Genomic DNA, 18169 nt, shown 5'->3' on the forward strand with positions numbered 1-18169 from the left:
GCAGCCCGCATTCCGGACCCTCAGAGGAGCACCAATTCTAAGGCTTGAGTAGGGCCCGTGGACATTCAGGATTCCCAAGCTCGCTGAAGTCTGATTCAAGCTTCCAAAATGGAGGTTTGAATGAACGAAGAGCGGTTTGTTTTGACAGATGAGGTCTGGGTCCGCCTTGCGCCACACTTGCCTGGCAAGCAGGGCGATGCAGGTGCGTCGGGCAAGGATAATCGTCTGTTTCTGGAAGCAGTTCTATGGCGTGTGCGGACTGGGTTACCGTGGCGCGACCTGCCTGCTGATTTCGGCAACTGGAACAGCGTGTTCCGACGGTTTCGCAGATGGGCTGACGGTGGCGTATTCGAGCGAATTTTCAAGGAAATCAGTGGCATTCCTGATTTCGAATACGCAATGATCGACGGCACGATTGTTCAGGTTCACCAGAAGGCGAGCGGCGCAAAAGGGGGACTCAAAATCAAGCCATCGGGCGCTCGCGCGGCGGATTGACCACCAAGATCGTTGCTTTGGTCGACGCGCTCGGAAACCTGGCCAACTTCGTTCTCCTGCCCGGTCAAGCTCACGACATGAAGGGCGTCGAACCGCTCATCGATGGAGTTGCCTTCGATGCTCTCTTGGCCGACAAGGCGTTCGATGCCGATTGGCTTCTCACAGAACTCGATGCGCGCGGTGCCACCGCGATCATCCCACCGAAAGCGAACCGCAAGTTCCTGCGTGATTACGATAAACACGCCTACAAGTGGCGACACCTGATCGAAAATTTCTTCGCAAAGATCAAGGAATTCAGAGCCATAGCGACCCGCTACGAAAAGACAGCGTCCAGCTACGCCGCCAATTGGCATCTCGCGGCTGCCATCATCGCTTCACGATGAATGTCCACAGACCCTAGTGTTCCTTCGGAAGTTCGGATAATTGAAACTCCTGATCCATCAGACGAAAGGTCGGCAATTTGATTGATGATGAACTGCTGGGTTTCGCTCGCAATGATCTCGAGAGACGAGTTTCCGCTCTCAATAATGCGGCGTTCGGGGACGTGATCGAGCAAGCCTTCTCGTTCCACAAGATAAGAGCGGGGTTCGAGCCCGGAGAGATTCGCGACTTGATCAGGCCATTGCTCGGCGATGACATCAGCTGTGCGGCCATCTACCGCCTCACCGTGAATGACCAGGCTGCAGCGGATATGCTACGACTGGCTTTCGAACAGTTCAGGCCACCAGCCGGGCTCAAGCTTACACGAAACAATAATGTCGTTGATAGCAGAACCGTCTATGTTGGCAGTTCAAGAGATATCGGGTCGAGGCTTCATCAACATCTGCACACCAGTGCCGACGGCACGTATGCGCTAAAATTGCATCTATGGTGTCCGGATGCAGAGAACAGGATAAATGTAGAAGTCACTCCTGTTCGCGGAGTGGCGGAAGCATCGTTGGTTCAAGACGTTGAGGATGCCCTCTGGGCAAGGTCGCGCCCAATGTTTGGTAAGTTTGGCGCAAAGTAGCCACGGCCCATATCGGCCCATAACAGTCGGTCGGAAAGTCGTGCTGCTTGCTCCGAAGCAGCCACTCAGGCCAAGTGCAGCGTAGAACCGCAGCAGCCTTGATGCCGCTGCCCATCCGGATTGTGCAACTTTCAGGTACGAACTTCTTTACCCTTGGAGGCAATATATGCTTGCGTCGTCAATCAACGATTGTTATATCGTATATCGACGATCTACAGAGGTTAGTATGCTGGATCAGAGAACAAGCACAATCGCCGATACCGATGCCGAGCAGATCGCGCGGGTTGCCAAGGCACTTTCCCATCCGGCCCGTGTGCGGATCATCGAATTTCTGCTGTCGCGGCCCGGTTGCATAGGGGGCGATATCGTCGACGAGGTTGGGCTGGCGCAATCCACTGTGTCAGAGCATTTGCGCATCTTGAAAGCGTCAGGTCTGGTTGTCGGCACAATTGAACGGCCCCGTATTTGCTATTCACTCGACCCGAGCGCGCTCGGCCCTCTCCACATTTTGATAGGACAAATCGAAGCGCGGGGGCCAGACAGCGCTGAGGCACCTTGCTGTTATACCCCCACCGGCTGCATTCCAAAGGACGTCACGCAATGACCACACTCACTGTTTATGATCCTGCCATGTGCTGCTCAACGGGCATTTGTGGTACTGATATTGACCAGAAGCTGATTACTCTGGCAGCCGATCTGGACTGGCTGCGCGCCCAAGGCGTTCAGGTTCAGCGCTTCGGGCTAAGCCGGGAACCTGCTGAATTCGTTGTAAATGACCAGATCCGCGATCTGATGCAGGCGTCGGGCGGCGATGATTTGCCAGCGTTTGTGGTGGATGGCAAACTCGTTGCAAAAGCGCATTATCCCGATCGTACAGAGCTGGCAGCGTGGGCAGGTGTCGCACTCGCCCAAGAGATGCGGCGTTCAAAACCAGGCGGCTGTTGCTGTGGCCCTGCCAACGCAGAGCCGAAACAGGGCGCGTGCTGCTAAGCCAGCGTTGCTGATTTACTAAGATACTTGCGCAATGCTGCGCAAAGACAACGCCCGCAGACTCTGCGCGGCGACAGGAGAGATCATGTTCACCGACCTTCCGAAGTATGTGTTTCTAACCGGCAAGGGCGGTGTTGGTAAAACCTCGCTGGCCTGCGCCACTGCCGTGAGCCTTGCCGATGCGGGCAAAAAGGTTCTGCTTGTCTCGACCGACCCTGCCTCGAACGTAGGCCAGGTGTTTGGTGTTGAAATTGGCAATCACATCACACCTATCGCCACGGTTCCGGGGCTGAGCGCCCTGGAGATTGACCCAGAGGGCGCCGCGGCAGAATACCGCGAGCGGATCGTCGGGCCGATGCGTGGTGTGCTGCCGGAGAAGGCACTGAAAGGGATCGAAGAACAACTTTCCGGGGCCTGCACGACCGAGATCGCGGCCTTTGACGAGTTCACGGCGCTTCTGACCGACGATGCGGTGACAACCAGCTACGATCACATAATTTTCGACACCGCGCCCACCGGCCACACTATCCGCATGTTGAAACTGCCGGGTGCGTGGTCGGGCTTTCTGGAATCAGGCGGCGATGCGTCCTGTCTTGGCCCGCTGACCGGGTTGGAGCAAAGCCGTGCCCGCTATGCAGCCGCTGTGGACAGCCTGTCTGACGGTGTCCGCACGCGCCTGATTCTTGTCACGCGCCCGCGTGCCAGTTCGCTGACCGAGGCCGCGCGCACCAGCCGGGAACTGGCAGATATCGGCATCGGCAACCAGCATCTGGCCATCAACGGGCTGATGCCGGACAAGGATCTGGGCGATGATTTGGCAGCAGCCTTGATTAAGCGCGACACTGCGGCAATCGACGGAATGGACAGTCATCTGGCGGCCCTTCCACAAAGCCGCTTTGCGCTAAGACCCGAGAACCTTGTGGGCCTTGCGGCACTGCGCCGGGTGAACGCGCCTGTAGCGCTTGAACGGGCCGCGCCGCGCACCGCTGTCCGCGACCTGCCGCCACTGTCCGCAGTGGTGGACGGGATCGAAGCCGCTGGAAATGGGCTGGTCATGACGATGGGCAAGGGCGGCGTCGGCAAGACCACAATTGCCGCCGCTATTGCCGTTGAGCTTGCCGCGCGCGGGCATGAGGTGCTGCTAACCACGACCGACCCTGCCGCCCATCTGACCGAGACGCTGGCGGGGGATGTGCCGAACCTGAGCGTCAGCCGGATCGACCCAGCCGCAGAGACGGCAGCCTACAGCGACCATATCCTTGCCACCAAGGGCGCGAGCCTCGACGCGCAAGGTCGCGCGATGCTGGAGGAAGACCTGCGCTCGCCTTGTACCGAGGAAATCGCTGTGTTTCAGGCCTTCTCAAAGGTTATCCGCGAAGCGGGCCGCAAATTCGTGGTGATGGATACGGCCCCCACGGGCCACACCCTCTTGCTGCTGGATGCCACCGGGTCTTACCACCGCGACGTGCTGCGCCACGCGGGCGAGCAGGCCAGCCATATGACCACGCCGATGATGCGGCTGCAGGACGCGGACAAAACCAAGGTGCTGATCGTCACTCTGGCCGAAACCACGCCGGTTCTGGAAGCCGCGCACCTGCAGGATGACCTGCGTCGCGCGGGGATCGAGCCCTATGGCTGGGTGGTCAACGCCAGTCTTGCGGCAACAGGAACCACGCATCCCATTCTCGCCGCCCGCGCCGCTTCCGAGGCGCCTGAAATCGCTTCCGTCCGCGAAAATCTTGCCACACGCTATGCCGTGGTGCCGATGCAAGCCAAAGACCCAGTGGGTGCTGCGCGTCTGCGCGCTCTTGTCCGCCCGGAACCCGTACTGGTCTGAACACTTAAGGAAGACACCAAACATGCCTATCTTTGAACGCTATCTGTCGGTCTGGGTCGCCCTTGCCATAATCGCGGGGCTGGGGCTTGGCCAGATCGCGCCCGCATTCGTGAACTTCCTTGCAAGCCTCGAATACGGCTCGATCAATTTCGTGGTCGCAGTGCTAATCTGGTTCATGGTCTATCCGATGATGGTGGGGGTGGATTTCACCTCGCTGAGGCGCGTGCATGAACGCCCCAAGGGGCTGATCATCACCCTGACCGTCAACTGGCTGATCAAGCCTTTCACCATGGCCGCCCTTGGCGTGCTGTTTTTCGAGTATGTCTTTGCGCCGTTTATCGAGCCGGGCACCGCAGGCCAGTATATCGCGGGCATGATCCTGCTGGGGGCGGCCCCCTGCACCGCGATGGTGTTTGTGTGGTCGCAACTGACCAAGGGTGATCCGAATTACACGCTGGTGCAGGTGTCGCTGAACGATGTGATCATGATCTTCGCCTATGCGCCGATCGTGGCCTTGCTGCTGGGTGTGACGGATATCACCGTGCCCTGGGAAACGCTGGTGCTGTCAGTGGTGCTGTATATCGTCGTTCCGCTGACCGCAGGTGTGATCACGCGGATGTACATGACACGCGACGCGCGGAACGTGGCCGAAGGAGAGGCGACGGTGGCCGCCTTCACGGCACAGATCAAGCCCTTCTCGATCATCGGGTTGCTGGCGACGGTGGTGCTCTTGTTCGGGTTTCAGGGCGAGGTGATCCTTGATCGGCCGCTGATCATTTTGATCATCGCGATCCCGCTTTTGATCCAGTCTTACGGGATGTTCGCAGTCGCCTATTGGGCGGCGAAGGCGTGGCGCGTGCCGCATAAGGTCGCGGCCCCCTGCGCGATGATCGGTACGTCGAATTTCTTTGAATTGGCAGTGGCAGTGGCGATTGGCCTGTTCGGTCTGAACTCTATTGCGGCCCTTGTCACTGTGGTCGGCGTGCTGGTTGAGGTGCCGGTGATGCTCAGTCTCGTGTGGTTCGCCAACCGCACCAAGCACTGGTTTCCGGCTGAGGAGACGCCGATCCGCACAGCCAAAACGAAGGAGCAGAGCTGATGTCACAAACAGCATTGATTGCACTTGACCATTCCGCCGCCCAGGGCCCGCTGCTCGACTGTCTGTCTGACCTGCGCGATATGGGGGTCTCGCGCGTGATCCTGATCCATGTGGTGCAGATTGGCTATAGCCAGGGTGCGGGCTTTGGCAACAAAGATATTCTGCAAGACTGGCTTACATCCCGCGCGACCCCGCTGCGCGACGCGGGTCTGGATGTTGAAATCGACATTCGTGCGGCTGGTAAGGTCGCCAGGGACATCGTTGACGCCGCCTTTGAGCATGGCGCGGACCTGATCGTGATCGGTTCTCGCGGGCAGAACATGATCCGGGGCCTGTTCCTCGGTTCGGTCGCGCGCGAGGTGATCCGCCTCAGCCCCTTGGCCGTGCGGCTGGAATGGATTGAAGCCACCGACAAGGATGGCGAAGACGCCTGCGTGCGCACGTGTCATGCGGGTCTGCGCAGGTTGCTTGTTGCCACGGATTTCTCGCCGCAAGCACAGTCAGCAGAACTGGCCGCCACCAAACTGGCCATCCATGCGGGTAGTGTAGATCTGTTGCATGTCACAAGCTCGGAAGAAACTGCCCGATACACGCGCTGGCCCGTGATGGCGCGTGCCGCCTTGAGCAGTATTGCGCAAGAGATTGCCGCCGCTGGTGGCAAGGTCGAGGTGCATCTGGCAGAGGGCAAGCCGTCAGAGCAGATCGCAAAGGCCGCGGCAGATCGTGATGCCGATCTGATCGTCATCGGCAAGCAGGGACAGGGCTGGGTCGAAAGCCGGACCATCGGATCGACCGCAACCAACCTGTGCGAAATCGCGCGCCGTCCGGTGTTGGTGGTGCCCCTGCAAAACAAGAAGGCGTAATATCATGAAGATCCTGTTTCTCTGCGTTGCCAATTCTGCGCGTAGCCAGATGGCCGAAGGCCTGGCACGCGCGATGCTGCCCAAGAATGTCGAGATCGCCAGCGCTGGCTCCGCACCCGTTCAGGTGAACCCGCTGGCGGTACAGGCGCTTGCGGAGATCGATATCGACATCTCTGGGCAGTGGTCAAAACCACTGGAAGATGTCGCACCGGAATCCGCCGATCTGATCGTGACGCTCTGTGCGGAAGAGGTCTGTCCGTATGTGCCCGGCACTGTTCAACGCTTGCACTGGCCTGTCACCGACCCCGCAGCGTCTGGCAATATCGCGGCCTTCCGTACCGCACGCGATCAGATCAGGGACAAGATCGCGCGTTTAGAGCTTTGAGGTCTCCGACGGCGTAGGCGCTTCGCGCCTATATGCAACGCAGCTTTACAGTGCGCTACGGCAAAGGATAGTTTGATCTGGGGGGACGTTGTTAAATGATGCGGCTTCAACGACGCAAGGTCTTGGTCGGTGCAGGCGCGGCGCTGCTGGCGACGCCCATTGTACTGCGCGCGCAGCCTATGCCCTTCCGGTTTGGACTGACCCCAGTGTTTCTCGACAATGACTGGCAGTTGCTGGACTTGCTGCGCACACATCTCAGCACAAAAATGGGGCGCCCGGTCGAGTTCCTTCAGCGCCGCACTTACAAGGAAGTGACTGCCCTATTGTTGATGGGTGAGATTGATGCAGCGTGGCTGTGTGGGTATCCGTTGCTTCAGAATATCGATCGCCTGGCTGCGCTGGCGCTGCCGCTTTGGCGAGGGCAACCGAATTACAGCGCAAAGATCATCACGCGCACTGGGCGCGCGGTACAGGAATTGGAAGATCTGCGTGGTGATATCCATGCATATTCCGACCCGGATTCCAATTCCGGACATCTCGTCACTGTTTCGGAACTTTTGCGAAAGAACCATCGCCCAGAAGCGTTCTTTGCCCGCAGCTTCTTCACCTATGGGCACCGCAATGTCGTGCGTGCGGTCGCGCGTGGTTTAGCACAATCGGGTAGCGTGGACGGCTATGTCTATGATGCCATGCAACGGGCAGAGCCCGAACTGGTGGCGAATACGGGTGTCGTGTGGGAATCGGAACTCTTCGGGTTTCCGCCAATCGTGGTGGCCCGAGAGGCCATGGATAGCGAATCCGTGCAAGGCTTCTTTTCCGCGCTGACCACCATGCAAGACAGCGATGCAGGGCAGGCCGCGCTGCATATGCTGCAGCTTGACGGGTTTGCTGCGCCTGACGCCAACAGCTTTGATCAGATCGCCGCGCGGATGCGGATTGTGGCAGAGCGGGGCTGAGCGGGTGCGCGGGTTTCACCTTCCTGTTATGGTCAAGGGGCCGCTTCTGGCGGCCGGGCTTTTGGTGCTGGTGGGCATTCTGGCATCGCATCTGGTGTTGCGCGCGCTGGTGAATACACAGGAACGCCATTTGCGCGAAATGGCGCTGCTGGAATTCGCTGGCGTCGAGGCGACAATCGGCCCTTTCGTGGTGCGCGATGATATCTGGGAAATGTTCGACCTGCTGGATCGCGTCACCCAACGCGAGGGCGCACTGCAACCCTTGCAGGCAACACTTATTGATCCGCTGGGGCGCGTCATCGTCTCAACCGCACCCGAAGTGAACCCCATTGGCACGCAGAAGGCCAACATGATCGCGACCGCGACCCCGGTTGCGGCTGACCATTATGACCTGAGCGGCGGCGAGATCGCGCTCTCGAAGGTTTTGCAGTATCAGGGCCGACCGCTGGGGCAACTGGTCATCGCCTTCGATACAACAGGATTTGTTGCCGAACGCGCGCGCACCACAGGCTTTCTGATTGCCGGGAACGCGGGCGCAACACTGATTGCCGCACTTCTGGGCTTCTGGCTCATGCGTCGCGTGCTGCGCCCTGTCGCGCGGCTGACCGATGAGATGGGACGCAGCAGTGATGCGCTCACACCCATTCCAGATGCTGCGATCCCGCGCCGAAACCCCGAAGTAGCGAAACTCTATGACACCTATAACGGATTGATCCGCGCGGTTGCAGAGCGTGACGCCACGACAAGACGTCTGGCGGACCGCGAGCGTTTTGTCAGTCTTGGGCGGCTTGCCGGCACGCTGGCGCATGAAGTCAACAACCCGCTTGGTGGCTTGCTGAACACTGTGGATACGCTGCGCACCTATCCCGATCGCGCCGATGTGGTTAAAAGCGCGGCGGATTTGCTGGATCGCGGGTTACGCCACATGCGCGATGTGGTGCGCGCGACATTGGACGTTCACCGCGATGCGCCTGAACGCAGGCCGTTATCAATGGCCGATCTGGAGGATCTCAACCTGTTGATCCGTCCAGAGGCCGAACGGCGCGGTCAGAAACTGCATTGGGATATCATCCTTCCTGAAGACTGCGTGGCCCATCTGCCCGCAGGGCCGGTGCGCCAGATTGTTCTGAACCTGCTACTGAACGCGTCGTCGGTCGCCGGTTATGGTGGTGAAATAGGGCTAACGCTGGATCGCGCAGGCAATTCTGCCTTGCTGGCCGTGCAAGACAGTGGGCCTGGATTGCCCGAGCATCTGCAATCGCGCCTGTTATCCGATGCGCCCCTGGAGCCAGGCGGGGGCGTCGGATTGCGGCTTGTGCGCGAGTTGGTTCAGGGCGCTGACGGGCGCATAACACTGGGGCAATCGGCGCAGGGCCTGCAGGAAGTTCAGGTGCATCTACCCTGCTCGGGTATTAGGGGGCAGGATGCTTGAGGGCCGCACCATAGCCCTGGTTGAAGATGATGAGATCATGGGCGGTTCACTCGAACAACGCTTGCGGCTAGAGGGCGCACGCGTGGTCTGGTTCAAGGGGTATCAGCGTGCGCTTGGCGGGCTGCGAACACCACACCGCCCGTTTGATGCGGTCATCTGCGACATCCGCCTGGGCGATGGCTCGGGCGAGGACCTGTTCCTGAAGCTGGCCGAAACGACCGTTCCGCCGCCGTTTCTGTTCATGACCGGGCAGGCCAGCGCTGATCAGGCGGTGCGGCTGTTGCGCTCCGGCGCAGCCGACTATCTGACCAAGCCCTTTGACATGGGGCAATTGCTGGAACGCCTGTCGCTGCTGATTGCGCCGGGATTTGAAGGGGATGGGCCAGAATTTGGCCCGTCAAAACCGGCGCGCCAGATTGACGAAATGATCGTGCGGCTTGCGCAGGCAGAGGGGCCAGTGCTGATCCTTGGCGAAAGCGGCACGGGCAAGAGGGCGGCGGCGGAGCGTCTTCATGCACGCTCTGAACGGTCGGCAGCGCCTTTCATAAGTGTCGATCTGTCGCGTATTGCGGGCGACCAGCACGCCGCGCGCCTGTTTGACCAAGGCGGGGCCATGGAACAGGCGGGACAGGGGATCGTGTTGCTTGAACGTCTGGGTGAGGCCAGTGACGCGGTTCAGGCACAGCTTCTAACCTCGATCTGGGAGGCAGGCAGGGACGGTATGCGCCTCGTCGCAACCGAAGACAACAACGCGCACGAGAAGCTGCGGCCCGATCTGTACTTTCACCTAAGCCCGTTGACCTTGACCATTCCGCCCTTGCGCGAACGGCCAGAGGATGCGCTCTGGATGATGACCCGTATGTTTGACGGTATGAACCGCCGCCGCGACAAACCACTCAAGGGGATATCAACACAGGCCGAAGCCATCGCGTTGCGCCATGACTGGCGCGGCAATGGCCGTGAAATCCGCGCGAGGCTGGCGCAGGCCATGGCACTCGCACAGGGCGACATGATAATGCCTGCCGATCTGTTCCCTGATATGGCAGCGACATCAGAGACAGCCTTTGCCACCCTGGCGGAGGCGCGAGACCAGGCTGAGCGTGTGCAGATCCAGCGCGCACTGGACCAGTGCGCAGGCAGCATGATGGCAGCTGCAAAGCTGCTGGGTGTGGGGCGCACAACGCTTTGGGAAAAGATGCAAAAGCTGGGTATCGCGCGGCCTGATGAGGATGTTCGGAAACCCGAACAAGGCAGGCAGTAGCCTGTCCGGAAATCCGAACAGGAAATAAAATATCATAAAAACAGATACTTGCGCGGCGCATTTTTCCGCCTCCGTCGCATGCTTTGGTATGCCGGCTGCGGTATCGTCAAGCAGGAGAGCCAGAATCTGCTGCATGGTCGCATCGCGCGCATCTTGCAGCAATTCCAGCCAAGGGGGGGCCTTGTGACACAGAGTGCAGAGACCGATCTGCAAGACAAGCTGTCGCTGGATACGATGGCCTGCCTGACGATCCGCCGCCCCGATGCGGCCTGCAGCGCCTGCGCGGATATCTGCCCCGCGCAAGCCATCACAATTGATGCCCGCGATATCGAGTTGGATCATGATCTCTGCACAGGGTGCGCGCGGTGTGTGGCAGCGTGTCCGACAGGGGCCATGGCGCTGCCTGCGCCGCACCCCAAAGCCGAAGATGTCCTGACCTTTGATTGCAGCCGTGTCGCTCAGGCCGACCGCCAGTGCGACACGCAGATTGTTCCTTGTCTGGGTGGCCTGACCGCCAGCCAGCTTCTGGAAAGCCTTGTCGGTCATGGGAAGATCGCGTTGGTTGATCGTGGCTGGTGCGCAATATGCCCTTCTGGCGGTTGCGCGGAACCCTGGGCGAATGCGGTTCAATCGGTGGAATCCGATCTGGGCGATCACGCGGCGGCCCTGCAGGTCATTGCGGCACCCATACCCGAATCCCGCGCGCGGCCCGCGCCACAACCACGCCGTCCCCGGCAACAATCCTATTCCCGCCGCCAGTTGTTTCAAAGGCTGACCACTCCGACACCGACCCCGGATCGCCGCAGCGTGACGGCAGATCAGCCCTTCAGCGGGAAGGTGAACGCACCCGCGCTGATCCAACGGCGTGACGCTTTGCGCAGGTTGCATGGCACCGACACGTTGCCCGCCGCGCTGTTCCCTGCGCTTGACTGCACTGGCACCCCCGACATGCGCCTTGCGGCAAGCCTGTGCCCGACCCATGCGCTCAGCCTGTCCCAGATGCCTGACGCGGATGCGCTGATTTTTGACGCGGCGCTGTGTCTGGCCTGTGGCGATTGCGAGAAAGCAGGCGCGATCCGCCTGCATGCGCAGGGTGAGGGCCACTACACAGGGCCGGTCACACTGGCCCGCCAGGCGATGGCTGATTGCCCCAAATGTCTGCGCCGCTTCGCCCCGCGCGACGACCAGCGGATTTGTGATGGCTGCCATAAAGACAACGATCTTGCTGCCTCGGCCTTTGGGCTGATGCGGCGTACCCAAGTGCCCTACGGGGCCTGACCCTTACGCGCCCAGGCGGGCGTTGCAGCACGACTTGAGAAAGGGAGGAGCCAGAAATGGACAAAATAAACACCGGGATCAGCCGCAGGCGGTTTCTGGCCACGACCGGAACCGGCGCGTTGACCGTTTCGGCGGTGACAGTCGGCCTGCCAGGCACAGGGGTGGAAAACACTGCTGCGCAGGCACAGGCTGCGATGCCCAATACCAAGATCACCAAGAATATCTGCGCGCAATGCCCCGCCCGCTGCGGGATCGATGTCTATACCACCGATGGCCGCGTCCATGCCATTTATGGCGACACTGGGAACCCGATTGCCAACGGCAAGGGTTGCCCGAAAATGCATCTGGGTACCTACTTCCTGTATGATCCCGACCGCTTCAAGGGGCCAATGAAGCGCACCAATCCCAAGAAAGGCCGCAATGAAGACCCCGGTTTCGTGCCGATCAGCTGGGACGAGGCGCTGGACATTGTCGCCAATCGCCTCAACGATCTGCGCGATCGCGGCGAAAGCCACCGTTTTGCGCATTTCTATGGCCGTGGTTGGGGCCCGACCGATGCGGGGCTTTATGGTGACTGGGGCAAGCTCTATGGCACGCCCAATTCGGCGATTGGCCACGCGTCCATGTGTGCCGAAGGGTCGAAACGTGCGAAACAGGCGACCGACGGGAATAACTCCTACAACTCTTATGATTACGCCAATACCAACTATATCCTGAACTTTGGCGCGAGCTTCCTCGAGGCCTTCCGCCCCTATAACTATCTGATGCAGATGTGGGGCAAGATGCGGTCAAAAAGCCCACAGACGCGCATCACCTCGATCGATGTGCGCATGAGCCCGACCATGGCCGCGTCAGACCGGGCGGTCTACATCAAGCCGGCCACCGATGGCGCAATGGCGTTGGCCGTGGCGCATGTGATCCTGACCGAGGGACTTTGGGACCGCGAATTCGTCGGTGACTTCGCCGATGGCCGCAACCATTTCGTGACTGGCCAGCCGATTGAAGCGGCCGTCATGCCCGAGCCTGTCACCGACCCTGAAACCGGCGAGGTCACGCAGGCTGCGCCTGAGGGCAGCGGGTTTGTCGAGTTGTGGACCCATGGCATCGCCCGCTGGTGGAACGAGGAGCTGAAGGACCGCACGCCGGAATGGGCCGAGGAAATCACTGAAGTGCCCGCATCTACCATCCGCGCGGTTGCGCGAGAATTCGGCACCACACGCCCTGCCATGGCAATCATGGAGCGCGGCCCGACCTCGCACACCAACGGCACCTATGCGGGCATGGCGATTCACGCGCTCAATGCGCTGGTGGGCAGCCTTTATGCCGAAAAGGGCGGGATGTTCTACCAGATGGGCGTGCCCTATGGCGGCTTGCCGGTGAATGCCGATGACTACATGGATGACTGGGCGAAAAACGGCGCGTGGAAGGACTATCCGCGGATCGACAAGGCGCGCACCGAAGAATGGCCGATGGCATCGCATATGATGCAGGAAGCCGGGCCAAACCACTTGAAGGGCGATCCCTACAAGATGGACACGGCCATGTTCTACTACACCAACCCGATCTGGACGGCCCCGAACCCACAAGTCTGGGAAGAGGCGCTGAAGGATGTGTTCATCATCGAAACATCGCCCTTCCCCAGCGAAACCGCGATGTATGCCGATATTATCATGCCAGAGCACACCTATCTGGAACGCTGGCAGGACAGCCCGACCTATCCGTTCGAGGGCTGGCCAATGACGGCGCTGCGCGTCCCTGCAGTAGAGCCGATCTATGACACCAAGCATTTCGGAGACATGCTGATCGAGATCGGCAAGCGCATCAACGGGCCGATGGGCGATTATTATCGCGAGATCGACAATGTCGAAAACATCCTGCGCCACCGCGCCAAGGGATTCGAGGCCAATCCCGGCGACAATGGGGTGAACAGTTTCGAGAGCTGGGCCGAAAAGGGCGTGTGGTACAAGAAGCCCTATCACTGGCACCACCGTCGCGGCAAATTCTACGAATGGGATGGCGAAGGCTACAATGTCGAGATGACGCCCGAGGATGTGAAGGCGAAACTCTTGAAAACCCCATCGGGCAAGTTCGAATTCGCGTCGGGCTTTCTGGAAGCCCACGCCGATTATATCGAGCGCGAAATGGGCGTTCCGGCAGATCGCGCGGGGCTGATCCAGTGGGTGCCGCCTGTGCATACTGGTGGTGGCGGGGATTTGTATTTCGTCAGCCCCAAGACGCCGATGCACGCCGAAGGTCGCAGCGGCAACATCCCCCACGGGATTGCCATTCACCAGCCCATCGTCGGCGGCAAGAACACGGTCTATCTGGAAATCCACCCCGACACTGGCCGTGCGCGCGGCATTCGGGACGGCGACCGTGTGCGCATCACCTCTGATGTGGCGTCGATCGAGGCCTATTGCCGCTTCATGCCCGGCCACCGCCGCGACACCATCGTTCTGCCGATGGAGCATGGCCACTGGGCGCATGGCCGCTGGGCTCGAGGCCGCTTGCCGGGCCATTCCGGCGATGTCACTGCAAATGTATCCGATCCGATTTCAGGGCTGGCCAGCTACTACACTGGCAAGGTCAAACTGGAACGGGTCTGATCCCCAGCATCGAAAAGGATATACGACATGACGAAATGGGGAATGGTCATTGACCTCGACAAATGCACCGGCTGTCAGGCCTGCACGACCGCATGTGCTATGGAAAACAACACGCTGCCCGGTGAAAACTGGCAGGATGTGCTGTACTACAGCGAAGGCAGCTATCCGACCGCCAAGCTGACATGGTTGCCGCGCCCGTGCATGCAATGCGAAAACCCGTCCTGCGTGGCGGTCTGCCCGACCAAGGCGACCTACAAGGACATGGATGCAGGCGGCATCGTGTTCGTGGACTGGAACAAATGCATCGGTTGCAAATACTGCATGATCGCCTGCCCTTACGGCGTGCGCTTCTATGCCGATGAAAAGCCGGTTGTGGAGCCCGATGTGCGCGATGTGTTCCCGGGCACCGGACAGTTGCACGCGCCACCCTATCAGGGGCCGGATAGCGACTCGGTGCGCGGGATCGGCATCCAGCCCAAGGGCGTCGTATCGAAATGCACCTTCTGCTACCACAAGGTGTCCAAAGCCCCCGAAGGCGTGGCCGATCTGGATGAGGACAACCCGGAAACCAAGGAATACACGCCCGCCTGTGTGCGCACCTGCCCACCCAAGGCGCGCTACTTTGGCGATCTGGACAATCCCGAATCCGAGGTAAACCGCCTGATCGCGGACCAGCGCGGGGTCCGACTGAAAGACCATACCGGCAACCGCCCGCAGGTCTATTACCTTGGCTCTGGCGCGGATGTGCCAGCCTACCAATCCCCAAAGAAAAGCTGAGGAGGGCTGAGAGATGAACAAGGGTAACATCCTGCAAGGGCCGATGGGGCTGGGGCTGATGGTCGTATCAGCCATCGTGGCACTCGCCGCTTTCGGCTACGCCTTTATGGACCTTTCGTCCGTGGGTCACCGCAGCTTCAACACCACTTCGCAAATCCCATGGGGCCAACCCATTGCGACCTATCTCTACTTTGCGCTGGCCTCATCGGGGCTGGGCATGATCGCGGCACTTTCGCTGGTGTTCGGGTTCAAGCAATTTCTGCCCATCGCCAAGCGCGCGATCTTTCTGTCCTTTGTCATCCTGATCGCGGGCATGGCAGTGCTGGCAATGGAGTTGGGTTATGTGTTCCGCATGCTCTGGGTGATCCCGCTGAACATGCAGATCCAGTCGGCCATGTTCTGGATGGGTGTGTTCTATGTCGCTGATCTGATCTTCCTTTTGTGGAAGTTCCAGAAGATGGAAGGACAGGAATGGGACAGCAAGACCAGCAAGCAGATCGGGATCGCTTCGTTTCTGGCCGTGCTCTTGGCCAGCGGCAATCTGGCGCTGATCTTCGGGATGATGAGCATGCGTCCCTTCTGGTTTGACGGGCTGATGCCGATCTACTTCTACCTGACGGCAGTGGCCAGCGGACTGGCAGCAGTGGTGTTCTTCACCTATTTCGCCTACGGTTTCAACCGCGCTGCCATGCCCGAACGTACGCGAGCGATGTTTGAAGGGCCTATGCCCAAGCTGTTCGCCGCAGTGCTGGGCGGGACGGTGCTGTTCATCGCCGTGCGCGCCGTGACAGGCGTTTACACCAACAATCCCGAAATCAGCGTGGTCTGGCGCGAGTTCCTGTTCGCCTCGCCGGTCTATCAGGCGTCGCTCTGGCTCGGCATTGTTGCGCCCTTCGTGATCATGATGATCGCAGGGCTGCGCAGCAATCCTTCCATGCAGGTGCTGGTCTCTATAGCGGTATTCGCGGGGCTGTTTGCTGAGCGCTACTTCTTCGTGGTCGGCGGGCAGGTCGTGCCGCTGTTCCGGGGCACGTGGGAATGGGGCCTGATCCAGTACACGCCGTCAATGACCGAATGGGCGCTCACGATCATGGGATCTGCCATGCTGTTCGCGCTTTATGCGGCTGGAGAGCGGTTCCTGAACCTGTCGGACATGCCCGCCGAACCCGCGCCCGAGGGTGCAACTGCTGCGGCATGAACCGTTGACACAACGCAAGCCAGGGCGGCACCATGCCGCCCTGTCGTATGTCAGGCGCTGGGGAGATTTTGAGATGACCGATACGACTGCCACTGACGCATATTCACGCCGCGACCTGTGGCTGTGTCTGGCACGCGCCTTCGACAAGCCCGAAGGCGACGGTTTCCGTGATGTATTCGCGCAGGATCTGGCGGATGACCTGCAAGCGATTGCCGAGGAAACCGGGCTGGTTGCGCATGAGGACATCGCCGCGCTGCGCATCGACGCCGCCAGGCTGGGAAAAGGCATGGATCTGCTACGCCTCTATTCCAAGCTCTTCATCGCACCGCCTGCGCCTGTGGTGCTGAATGCGGGTTTTTACATGGAGGGCGGCAAGACCGGTCATATCGAACAGGATCTGCGTGCGCTTTATACCCGCCACGGGATCACAAAAAACGACACCATGCGCGATTTTCACGATGCCGTGCCACTGCAACTTGAATTCCTGTCCTTTCTTTACGGTCGCGCAGGCGATTACGCCAAGGCCGCGCAAAACATGGAAGCGCGCGCCTATATCGCCGAGGCCGAGAGCTTCATCGCCCGCTATCCGGTGCGCTGGTGCAGTCCTTTCTTGCGTGAGTTGGACAAGGCCTGTGCCGAGCATGGCCTGAACCGCGCCTATGCGCATCTGGCCCGCATCCTGTGGCTCGCGATCGAGCAGGCCCGCGCTGGCGCCCCGATCGAGGCATTGCCCGCGGGCGCAGACTTGCCACAAGGCTCGTCGCGGGGCCTGGGTGAGGTAACCGCGCAAGATCTGGCCGAAGTCGCCTACCGGCTGGAGCAGGCAGGGCTGGCCTGGGATCATGTCGCCGCAAACGAGGCTTGGGACCAAGACGTCTTCACCGCCCGCTGCGCGCAAGGCGACACGGACACGGTGCGGGCATGACCCTCGCCTGTGTGTCCATTGCGGGGAAGGGACTGACCGACGCCTGCCTTGCGCAGGCCGTGGCGCTGATGCAGGCGCGGGGTCTGCGGCTGGCAGGTACGGTGCAATCGAATCCGCAGCGCGCGGATCGGCCCAAATGCGATATGGACGTGCATGTCCTGCCCGATGGGCCGGTGCTGCGCATCAGCGAGGATCGTGGCCCACATGCGCGCGGATGCCGGTTGGATGCAGGGGTGCTGGAAGCGGCCGTGGTGGCAACGCTGGCCAGGCTTGAGCAAGCGGAATTGCTGGTGGTCAACAAATTCGGCAAGCAAGAGGCCGAAGGACGTGGCTTCGTGCCCGTGATCGCAGAAGCCCTGGCGCGGGAGCTGCCGGTTCTGGTCGGGGTCAATCCGCTCAACCACGGAGCGTTTCACGCATTCGCGGACGGTATGGCGCAGGATCTGCCCGCTGACCCGGATGTCATTGCGTCATGGGCTGTCGCGCAATGCCGCGACCGCGCGGCCTGAGGGGCTGATGACCCGCCTGAGCCTTGTCTTTCTGCTGTGTCTTCTGGCCGCTCCCACGCAGGCCGAAATGGACCCTTCCGACTACGAAGTTCCGCCCGCTGACCTGACACCCGAAGAGGCCGAAGCCCTGCGCGCGCGCATTGCCGCCGAGATCGCGGCAGACCGCGCCCGTGCTGAGGCAGAAGCCGAAGCCCGCCGCGCCGCCGAAGAGGCCGAAGCCTCGCGTCTTGCTGCGCGCCCCGTGGGAGAACAGTTGGTCGATTTGCGCTGCGCGACGTGCCACAGCGCAGACACCTACAGGCAAGCCGATCTGGGCTGGCTGGGCTGGCGTGCTACGGTCTGGCGCATGGATCTGCTCAACGGCGCAGGCGTCGAAGCCGGTGAACACGGGGTGATTGCCGACTGGCTATACGCGCAGCACCCACCGACAGGTGCGCGCGCGGCACTGGAATGGCTGGCGCTTCTGTTCGCGGCAGTGGCTTTGCCGCTGCCATTTGCGCTCTGGCGGCGCCGGAAACACAAAACCTGAAACCGACAAGGGAACTCTGC

At 60.6% G+C, this 18169-nt stretch carries 17 protein-coding genes and 1 pseudogene; all 18 read left to right on the top strand.

What is annotated here, in order from left to right; all coding sequences use genetic code 11:
* The first annotated feature begins 120 nt into the window (after positions 1-120).
* Positions 121-878: pseudogene (locus BD293_RS21795) on the top strand (IS5 family transposase).
* 77 nt (positions 879-955) lie between these two features.
* On the top strand, positions 956-1504 hold the full coding sequence (locus BD293_RS21800; RefSeq protein ID WP_142085909.1) for a hypothetical protein: 549 nt from the start codon (positions 956-958) through the stop codon (positions 1502-1504).
* 226 nt (positions 1505-1730) lie between these two features.
* Positions 1731-2108: an ArsR/SmtB family transcription factor gene (locus tag BD293_RS21805; protein WP_142085910.1), complete on the top strand. Its 378-nt coding sequence runs from the start codon at positions 1731-1733 to the stop codon at positions 2106-2108.
* Complete coding sequence (gene arsD / locus BD293_RS21810) at positions 2105-2494, top strand: arsenite efflux transporter metallochaperone ArsD (protein ID WP_142085911.1); 390 nt, start codon at positions 2105-2107, stop codon at positions 2492-2494. Before BD293_RS21805 ends, arsD begins: the two co-directional genes overlap by 4 nt.
* A gap of 85 nt (positions 2495-2579) precedes the next feature.
* Positions 2580-4331, top strand: coding sequence for an arsenical pump-driving ATPase (gene arsA, locus BD293_RS21815; protein ID WP_142085912.1), 1752 nt, complete (start codon positions 2580-2582; stop codon positions 4329-4331).
* A gap of 22 nt (positions 4332-4353) precedes the next feature.
* Positions 4354-5430, top strand: coding sequence for an ACR3 family arsenite efflux transporter (arsB, locus tag BD293_RS21820; RefSeq protein ID WP_142085913.1), 1077 nt, complete (start codon positions 4354-4356; stop codon positions 5428-5430).
* Positions 5430-6293 carry a universal stress protein gene (locus BD293_RS21825; RefSeq protein WP_142085914.1) on the top strand — a complete coding sequence of 288 codons (864 nt, stop codon included), beginning with the start codon at positions 5430-5432 and terminating at the stop codon, positions 6291-6293. Before arsB ends, BD293_RS21825 begins: the two co-directional genes overlap by 1 nt.
* A gap of 4 nt (positions 6294-6297) precedes the next feature.
* Positions 6298-6678: an arsenate reductase ArsC gene (locus BD293_RS21830; protein ID WP_142085915.1), complete on the top strand. Its 381-nt coding sequence runs from the start codon at positions 6298-6300 to the stop codon at positions 6676-6678.
* A 95-nt stretch (positions 6679-6773) separates the two neighbouring features.
* Positions 6774-7634, top strand: a complete 861-nt coding sequence (locus BD293_RS21835; RefSeq protein ID WP_142085916.1) for a PhnD/SsuA/transferrin family substrate-binding protein — start codon at positions 6774-6776, stop codon at positions 7632-7634.
* Positions 7615-9066: a sensor histidine kinase gene (locus BD293_RS21840; protein ID WP_170207295.1), complete on the top strand. Its 1452-nt coding sequence runs from the start codon at positions 7615-7617 to the stop codon at positions 9064-9066. The genes BD293_RS21835 and BD293_RS21840 overlap by 20 nt, the downstream gene beginning before the upstream one ends.
* Complete coding sequence (locus tag BD293_RS21845) at positions 9059-10327, top strand: sigma-54-dependent transcriptional regulator (protein ID WP_142085918.1); 1269 nt, start codon at positions 9059-9061, stop codon at positions 10325-10327. Before BD293_RS21840 ends, BD293_RS21845 begins: the two co-directional genes overlap by 8 nt.
* 183 nt (positions 10328-10510) lie before the next feature.
* Positions 10511-11605 carry a 4Fe-4S binding protein gene (locus BD293_RS21850; protein WP_170207296.1) on the top strand — a complete coding sequence of 365 codons (1095 nt, stop codon included), beginning with the start codon at positions 10511-10513 and terminating at the stop codon, positions 11603-11605.
* Between the two features lie 56 nt (positions 11606-11661).
* A complete protein-coding gene (locus BD293_RS21855; RefSeq protein WP_142085920.1) occupies positions 11662-14211 on the top strand; it encodes a molybdopterin-dependent oxidoreductase in 2550 nt (849 codons plus the stop codon).
* A gap of 27 nt (positions 14212-14238) precedes the next feature.
* A complete protein-coding gene (locus BD293_RS21860; RefSeq protein ID WP_211841115.1) occupies positions 14239-14988 on the top strand; it encodes a 4Fe-4S dicluster domain-containing protein in 750 nt (249 codons plus the stop codon).
* A 13-nt stretch (positions 14989-15001) separates the two neighbouring features.
* Entirely contained in the window at positions 15002-16186 is a 1185-nt protein-coding gene (nrfD, locus tag BD293_RS21865; protein ID WP_142085921.1) for an NrfD/PsrC family molybdoenzyme membrane anchor subunit, read from the top strand.
* Between the two features lie 73 nt (positions 16187-16259).
* Positions 16260-17111, top strand: a complete 852-nt coding sequence (locus tag BD293_RS21870; RefSeq protein ID WP_142085922.1) for a TorD/DmsD family molecular chaperone — start codon at positions 16260-16262, stop codon at positions 17109-17111.
* Positions 17108-17620 (top strand): DUF2478 domain-containing protein, encoded by a 513-nt coding sequence (locus tag BD293_RS21875; RefSeq protein WP_142085923.1) that lies wholly within the window; start codon positions 17108-17110, stop codon positions 17618-17620. The genes BD293_RS21870 and BD293_RS21875 overlap by 4 nt, the downstream gene beginning before the upstream one ends.
* Positions 17571-18149: a hypothetical protein gene (locus tag BD293_RS21880; RefSeq protein WP_142085924.1), complete on the top strand. Its 579-nt coding sequence runs from the start codon at positions 17571-17573 to the stop codon at positions 18147-18149. The genes BD293_RS21875 and BD293_RS21880 overlap by 50 nt, the downstream gene beginning before the upstream one ends.
* Positions 18150-18169 lie beyond the last annotated feature (20 nt).

The sequence above is a fragment of the Roseinatronobacter monicus genome, from assembly GCF_006716865.1.
GTDB lineage: Bacteria > Pseudomonadota > Alphaproteobacteria > Rhodobacterales > Rhodobacteraceae > Roseinatronobacter > Roseinatronobacter monicus.

Coding starts and splice junctions, on each gene's coding strand:
- BD293_RS21805 (WP_142085910.1), top strand. CDS start 1,731: ATGCTGGATCAGAGAACAAGCACAATCGCCGATACCGATGCCGAGCAG.
- arsD (WP_142085911.1), top strand. CDS start 2,105: ATGACCACACTCACTGTTTATGATCCTGCCATGTGCTGCTCAACGGGC.
- arsA (WP_142085912.1), top strand. CDS start 2,580: ATGTTCACCGACCTTCCGAAGTATGTGTTTCTAACCGGCAAGGGCGGT.
- arsB (WP_142085913.1), top strand. CDS start 4,354: ATGCCTATCTTTGAACGCTATCTGTCGGTCTGGGTCGCCCTTGCCATA.
- BD293_RS21825 (WP_142085914.1), top strand. CDS start 5,430: ATGTCACAAACAGCATTGATTGCACTTGACCATTCCGCCGCCCAGGGC.
- BD293_RS21830 (WP_142085915.1), top strand. CDS start 6,298: ATGAAGATCCTGTTTCTCTGCGTTGCCAATTCTGCGCGTAGCCAGATG.
- BD293_RS21835 (WP_142085916.1), top strand. CDS start 6,774: ATGATGCGGCTTCAACGACGCAAGGTCTTGGTCGGTGCAGGCGCGGCG.
- BD293_RS21845 (WP_142085918.1), top strand. CDS start 9,059: ATGCTTGAGGGCCGCACCATAGCCCTGGTTGAAGATGATGAGATCATG.
- BD293_RS21855 (WP_142085920.1), top strand. CDS start 11,662: ATGGACAAAATAAACACCGGGATCAGCCGCAGGCGGTTTCTGGCCACG.
- BD293_RS21860 (WP_211841115.1), top strand. CDS start 14,239: ATGACGAAATGGGGAATGGTCATTGACCTCGACAAATGCACCGGCTGT.
- nrfD (WP_142085921.1), top strand. CDS start 15,002: ATGAACAAGGGTAACATCCTGCAAGGGCCGATGGGGCTGGGGCTGATG.
- BD293_RS21870 (WP_142085922.1), top strand. CDS start 16,260: ATGACCGATACGACTGCCACTGACGCATATTCACGCCGCGACCTGTGG.
- BD293_RS21875 (WP_142085923.1), top strand. CDS start 17,108: ATGACCCTCGCCTGTGTGTCCATTGCGGGGAAGGGACTGACCGACGCC.
- BD293_RS21880 (WP_142085924.1), top strand. CDS start 17,571: ATGTCATTGCGTCATGGGCTGTCGCGCAATGCCGCGACCGCGCGGCCT.